At 68.8% G+C, this 1,437-nt stretch carries 1 protein-coding gene; it reads left to right on the top strand.

Translation table 11 applies throughout. From position 1 onward, the window contains the following. The first annotated feature begins 171 nt into the window (after positions 1–171). Positions 172–1,416 carry an IS701 family transposase gene (locus tag ACFYPS_RS36885; protein ID WP_387331143.1) on the top strand — a complete coding sequence of 415 codons (1,245 nt, stop codon included), beginning with the start codon at positions 172–174 and terminating at the stop codon, positions 1,414–1,416. The last annotated feature ends 21 nt before the right edge of the window (positions 1,417–1,437 follow it).

Below are 1,437 nucleotides of genomic sequence, written 5' to 3'. Positions count from 1 at the left end.
TAGTACTCCAGCCGGGGTTGTTGACCTTGGCTGAGCTGTGGCTCGGTGCGGTGTGGGAACGAGGGCAGCCACCGTCGATCATGGACGGTTGTGTGGACTGACCATGACGCAGCGGTGGCTGCCGGATACAGGGTAGACGCACGACGGTGGCGGGTGTTGTTCGACGACCTGATGCTGACTGTCGGGCAACGTTTCCGCAGGCCGGAACCCCGGCGGCGGATGCGTGACTTCGTCCGCGGCTTGCTGGCGCCTCTGCCACGGAAGAACTGCTGGACCATCGCCGAGCACGCCGGGGACGCCGGCCCGGACGGGATGCAGGACCTGCTGACCCGGGTGAAGTGGGACGACGCCGCGGTCCGTGTCGACGTCCGCGCGTTCGTCGGGCACCACCTCGGCGAGGCTGACGCCGTGCTGGTCATCGACGAGACCGGTGACCTGAAGAAGGGCCGGCACACCGTCGGCGTGCAGCGGCAGTATTCAGGCACGGCCGGGAAAATCGAGAACTGCCAGCTCGCCGTGCATCTCGTCTACGCCACCAACGCTGGTCACGCGATGCTCGACGCGGCCCTCTACCTACCGAAATCCTGGTGCGACGACCCCGAGCGCCGAGCCGAGGCCGGCATCCCGGATACCGTGCGGTTCGCGACCAAGCCGCAACTGGCAGCCAGGATGATCGAGGCCGCGGTCACCGCCGGGCTGCCGTGCCGATGGGCAGCCGGTGACGAGGCCTACGGCAACGATCCGCGCCTGGCCACCCGGCTCCGCACGCTGCGACTGGGCTACGTCCTGGCCGTGGCCTGCTCGCATCAGGTGACCACCGGCATCGGCACCTACCGCGTCGACGCGCTGGCCGCAGGGCTTCCCGCCACCGCGTGGCAGCGCATGTCCGCCGGCCCGGGCGCGAAAGGCTACCGCTACTACGACTGGTCCTTCACCGCCCTGCCACACGCCGCCGACGAGCACGGCGGTCACCACTGGCTGTTGATCCGCCGCAACCGCAGGACCGGTGAGCTGGCCTTCTACCGCTGCTGGTCACCCGAACCCGTCGCCTTGGGTGTCCTTGTCGCCGTCGCCGGCCGCCGCTGGAAGATCGAAGAATCGTTCCAAGCCGCGAAGACCGGACTCGGCCTGGACCAGCACCAGAATCGCCGCTGGACCTCCTGGCACCGCTGGACCACCCTCGCGATCCTCGCCCACGCCTTCCTCGCCGCCGCGACCGCCAGTCACCGCCACCGCTACAACCCGGGTGGGCTGATCCCGCTGACCGTCAACGAGCTACGCCACCTGTTCCACATCCTGATCATCGAACCCACCCGCCGCCGCACCGACCCGCTGCTCTGGTCCATCCGTCGACGCCGCCACCAAGCCCGCGCCAAGGCCAGCCACTACACCCGACAAGCCCTCATCGAACCATGATCACGATCCCCGGCTGGAGTA

Source organism: Micromonospora sp. NPDC005087 (assembly GCF_042872965.1).
Lineage (GTDB): Bacteria > Actinomycetota > Actinomycetes > Mycobacteriales > Micromonosporaceae > Micromonospora.
Note: the sequence above shows the minus strand (reverse complement) of the source record. Positions and strands in the feature narration are given on the sequence as shown.

Excerpts from the sequence above, each read along its gene's own strand:
- ACFYPS_RS36885 (WP_387331143.1), top strand. The coding sequence starts at position 172 with ATGCTGACTGTCGGGCAACGTTTCCGCAGGCCGGAACCCCGGCGGCGG.